Genomic DNA, 2,376 nt, shown 5'->3' with positions numbered 1-2,376 from the left:
GCGATCTGGGCGGATGTGCTGAAGCTTGAGAAGGTGGGGCTGACGGACAACTTCTTCGAACTGGGTGGCGATTCGATCATCTCGATCCAGGTGGTCAGCCGTGCACGGCAAGCTGGCATTCGTTTTACCCCCAAGGAGCTGTTCCAGCACCAGACGGTGCAAGGTCTCGCTGCTGTAGCCAAGCAAGGCGAAGAGGGTGGTCTACAGATTGACCAAGGCCCGGTGACTGGCGAGGCGCTGTTGCTGCCGATCCACCAGTACTTTTTCGAGGAAGCGATACCAGAGCGCCACCACTGGAACCAGTCGGTGCTGCTCAAGCCTGGTAAGGCATTGGACGCTGAGCGTCTGGAGCAGAGCCTGCAAGCCCTGATTACCCATCATGACGCTCTGCGCCTGAGCTTTGCCGAGCAAGATGGCCAGTGGAAGGCTAAGTACCGTTCGTTGTCGGATGGCACAACTCTGCTGTGGCAGGCCGAACTGAAGGACGTTGAAGAACTGGATGCTCTGTGCACCGAAGCGCAGCGCAGCTTGAGTCTCGAAGAAGGTCCATTGCTGCGTGCCGTGTTGGCCACCTTGCCTGATGGAAGCCAACGCTTGTTGCTGGCGATTCATCACTTGGTGGTGGACGGTGTGTCCTGGCGTATTTTGCTGGAGGACCTGCAGACGGCCTATGTCCAGTTCGAAAGCACGCAGTCGATTAAACTCCCCGCGAAGACGAGCTCGACCCAGGCGTGGGCCGAACAGCTGCAGCGTTACGCGGCGAGCGACGCGCTGCAGGACGAGCTGTCCTACTGGAGCGAGCAACTGCAAGGCACTGTAGGCGAGCTACCGGCGGATAACTCGGCAGGTAGCCTGCAGGGCACTTTTGCTGCGGGTACGAATACGCATTTGGACCAGAGCTACACGCGCAAACTGCTACAGGATGCGCCGGCAGCTTATCGGACCCAGATCAACGACCTGCTGCTGACCGCGTTGGCCCGTGTGATCACCCGTTGGACCCAGCGCGATGACGTGTTGGTGCAACTGGAAGGCCATGGCCGTGAGGACCTGTTCGATACGGTCGACCTGACCCGTACGGTGGGTTGGTTCACCAGCATGTTCCCGGTGAAGCTGAGTCCGGTCCAAACGGTGGAAGGGTCGATCAAGCAGATCAAAGAGCAACTGCGAGCGATCCCGAACAAGGGGATAGGTTTTGGTGCGTTGCGTTACCTCGGTGATGGTCAAGCTCAAGATGTACTTGCCGAGCTTCCATCGCCCCGAATCACGTTCAACTACCTGGGCCAGTTCGACGGTAGCTTCGGTGAAGGAGAGGACGACAGTGGCGCGTTCCTGACCCCGGCAGGCGAAAGCAGTGGGGCGACTCAAAGCCCCGAAGCTCCGCTGGGCAACTGGCTGTCGATCAATGGCCAGGTTTATGGCGGCGAACTAAACCTTGGTTGGAGCTTCAGCCGGGAGATGTTCAAGGAAGAGACGATTCAGCACCTGGCTGATGAGTATGCGGAAGAGCTCAAGCACCTGATCGATCACTGCGTGCAGGAGGAAAACAGAGGCATCACACCGTCTGACTTCCCGCTGGCCCACCTGAGCCAAGCACAACTGGACAACCTACCAATCGCAGCTGCTCAGATCGAAGACATCTACCCGTTGTCGCCGATGCAGCAGGGGATGCTGTTCCACACGTTGTACCAGCAGGAGGCTGGTGATTACATCAACCAGATGCGGGTTGACGTGCAAGGGCTGGATGTTGAGCGTTTCCGGAAGGCTTGGCAGTTGGCTGTGGATGCGCACGACATTTTACGCACGGGTTTTGTGTGGGAAGACCTGGAGCAGGCGGTGCAGGTTGTTCGCAAGGATGTGGAGCTATCGTTCAGCGAATACGACTGGCGTGCCCAGCCCGAGTTGCAGGCGGCCTTGGATACGCTGGCTGAGGCGGAGTTGAAACAGGGCTTCGAACTGAGCCAGGGGCCACTGCTGCGGTTGGTAGTCGTACGTGCGACAGAGGATAGCTATCACCTGATCTACACCAACCACCACATATTGATGGATGGTTGGAGTAACTCGCAGTTGTTGGGTGAAGTATTGCAACGCTATGCCGGTTATAAACTGCAGCAACAGCCAGGCAAATATCGTGATTACATCGCGTGGCTGCAGCGTCAGGACCAGGCTGTGGGTGAGGCGTTCTGGAAAGAGCAGCTCAAGGACCTGGAGGAGCCAACTCGTCTTGCTCATGCCATTGCCAAAACCGATCAGGTAGATAGCGATCAAGGCAGCCATGGAGAACTGTTCCAGGTCCTGGACAAGGAGCAAACCCAGCGTTTGAGCGAGTTTGCTCGTCAGCAGAAGGTGACGGTCAATACGTTGGTACAGGCCGCGTGG

Annotated in this window: 1 protein-coding gene; it reads left to right on the top strand. The window is 57.7% G+C overall.

Annotated elements, in window-relative coordinates:
- The coding region (locus ACSZPK_RS26890) for a condensation domain-containing protein (protein WP_437884670.1) at nt 1–2,376 on the top strand (2,376 nt) is incomplete at both ends.

It is taken from the genome of Pseudomonas sp. LRF_L74 (genome assembly GCF_965644255.1).
Taxonomy (GTDB): Bacteria; Pseudomonadota; Gammaproteobacteria; order Pseudomonadales; family Pseudomonadaceae; genus Aquipseudomonas.
Note: the sequence above shows the minus strand (reverse complement) of the source record. Positions and strands in the feature narration are given on the sequence as shown.